The 2663-nt window shown below is 67.3% G+C and carries 2 protein-coding genes; both read right to left on the bottom strand.

The window, feature by feature from the left end; all coding sequences use genetic code 11:
- Positions 1 to 1593: ABC transporter ATP-binding protein (locus tag EOA27_RS31075; RefSeq protein ID WP_145970647.1), on the bottom strand; the 1593-nt coding region annotated here is incomplete at its 3' end.
- Complete coding sequence (locus tag EOA27_RS31070; RefSeq protein WP_126080800.1) at positions 1593 to 2537, bottom strand: acetamidase/formamidase family protein; 945 nt, start codon at positions 2535 to 2537, stop codon at positions 1593 to 1595. The genes EOA27_RS31075 and EOA27_RS31070, both read right to left, overlap by 1 nt.
- Positions 2538 to 2663 lie beyond the last annotated feature (126 nt).

The raw sequence follows: 2663 nt of genomic DNA, 5'->3' as shown, positions 1-2663 counted from the left end.
GCGCGGGCCGGCTTCGACGATACGGCCGGCGCGCATAACGGCGACGTCATGGCTCATGCGCTCGACCACCGCCATGTCGTGCGAGATGAAGAGATAGGCTAGGCCCAGCGTCTCCTGCAGCTCCAGCATCAGGTCGAGCACGCGAGCGCGCACTGACACGTCGAGCGCGGCGACGCTTTCGTCGGCGACGATCAGCTTCGGTTCCAGCGCCAGGGCGCGTGCGATGCAAATGCGCTGGCGCTGGCCGCCGGAAAATTCGTGCGGATAGCGCGAGGCGTGATCGGCTTCGAGTCCGACCCGCGCAAGAAGCGAGGCCACGCGTTCGCGCCGATCATCCCTGCTGCCGATGCCGTGGATGACGAGCGGCTCGGCGATGGCGGCTCCCACTGTCATGCGCGGGTCGAGCGAGGCGTAGGGGTCCTGGAAGATCATCTGCGCGGCGCGGCGCACCGGCCGCATCGCGGCCGCGGAGAGGCCGTGAATGGACGTGCCGCCGATGATCACCGAGCCGGCGAAAGGAACAAGGCCGAGCACGGCCTTGCCGGTGGTGGACTTGCCGGAGCCGCTCTCGCCGACGAGGCCGAGCGTGCGGCCCGGCCTTATCTCGAAGGAGACATCCTGCACCGCCGGCGCTTCCGAGGCGCGGCGGCGGAACAGGCTGGAGGAGGCGCCGTAATCGACGACAAGCTTCTTCACCGAAAGCACGGGCGCTTCCCCGTCTGGGACCGGCGGTCGGGAGGTGGCCGTGACCCGGGGCGGTGCGTCGGTTCCCGCGAAGGCGCCGAGGCGCGGCACGGCGGCGAGCAGTTCGCGCGTGTAGTCGGCTTGCGGCCGCTCGAAGATGTCGAGCACGAGGCCCGCCTCGACGATCCGTCCATCGCGCATGACGGCCACCCGGTCGGCCATCTCGGCGACGACGCCCATGTCGTGGGTGATGAGGATGATGGCGGTGCCGAACTCCCGTTTCAGTTCCCGCATCAGCTTCAGGATCTGCGCCTGCACCGTCACGTCGAGCGCCGTCGTCGGCTCGTCGGCCAGAAGCACTTTCGGCCGGCAGGACAGCGCCATGGCGATCATGACGCGCTGGCGCATGCCGCCGGAGAGCTCGTGCGGATATTGTTTCATGCGCCGCGCCGGGTCGCTGATATGCACGACATCCAGCATGTCGCGAGCGCGCTGCTCGACGCTTGAACCTTCCGCGCCCTGGTGGATGCGGATCGCCTCGGTCAGTTGCGCACCGATTGAGTGTACCGGGTTGAGCGACGTCATCGGCTCCTGGAAGATCATCGCGATCTCGCCGCCGCGCACGTCGCGCATGGCGCGCTCCGGCAGGCGCGGAAGCGACTGGCGTTCGAGCCTGATGTCGCCGCCGGCGATGCGCAGCGAGGCACGCGGCAACAGGCGCATGATCGAAAGCGCCGTCACCGACTTGCCCGAGCCGGACTCGCCGGCAAGGCAGAGCGTCTCGCCCGGCGCCAGCGCAAAGCTGATGCCGTCGATGACGCGCCTGGCGCCTTGCGGCGTCAGCGCGTCCACCGACAGGCTCTCGACGGTCAGGACAGCATCTCTTCCTCGCCCGGAACCATCCGCCATCAATTGAAGACAATCCTCGGAAAATAGAACGAGACGACCCAGTTCGGCATGTCGACGATCTCGCTGATGCGCAAGTCACCGCAGACCGAGCAGAGCATGTAGGCGTCGACCGGCTTCAGCCCATGGTCGGCGGCGAGCAGATCGACCATGCGCTTCACACTTTCGCGCGCCGCGGTCATCAGGTCCGGTCCGACGCCGGTGGTGACCTCGTAGCCCGCCTCGTCGAGATGGCGGGTCACCGGCCCCGGCGTGGTGAAGCGCGGGCTCTCCAGCCGCGCATCCTTGACCAGCTCGATCGTCGCCTCGACGTCCATGCGGCTCTCGATGGCCGTGCCGCAGACCTCGCCATCCCCTTGAGCGGCGTGGGTGTCGCCGATCGAGAACAGCGCGCCCTCGACCTCGACCGGGAGGTAGAGCGTGGTTCCGGCCGCAAGGTCGCGGATGTCGAGATTGCCGCCGACGCGGCGCGGCGGCACCACAGAATGCAGGCCGGGTTCGGCGGGGGCTAAGCCGATCGTACCGGCGAAGGGTTTCAGCGGCACGCGCCCGCCCGGACCATAGAGCGCCGGCGCCATCGAGGCGGCATCATATTTCCAGATGTGCAGCGCCGGCTCCTTGAACTGGTCGGCGAGCAGGCCGAAGCCCGGAATGTTGGCGGTCCAGCCGAGGCCCGACGGCTCGAAATGGCGCAGCGTGATCTTCAGCGCATCGCCCGGCATCGCGCCCTCGACATAGACGGGTCCTGTCACCGGATTGACCTTGCCGAAATCCATGGTCGAGACATCCGCCACCGTGGAGTTCGCGTCGAACTGTCCGCCGGAGGAATCGAGGCATTCGAAATGGATGGTCGAACCCGGCTTGGCGGTCAGCGCCGGCTCGAAATCGCGGTTCCAGCCGAAATGGTGGCTGGCGCGATGAATGGTGTAGTCGCACTTCACGCACATGGTTGTTGCTTCTCGTTTGTTTTTGGCAAGCCGCCCTCCCGTTTCGGCGGCATCATTGAAAGGCGGCCGGCGGCGGGCTGGACGCCGCCACCGGCAAATGAGACGGCCTATTTGTTCACATAGATC

The organism is Mesorhizobium sp. M2A.F.Ca.ET.037.01.1.1, from assembly GCF_003998075.1.
Lineage (GTDB): Bacteria > Pseudomonadota > Alphaproteobacteria > Rhizobiales > Rhizobiaceae > Mesorhizobium.
The sequence above is the reverse complement of the archived record's forward strand: the minus strand, read 5'-3'. Positions and strand labels throughout refer to the sequence as shown.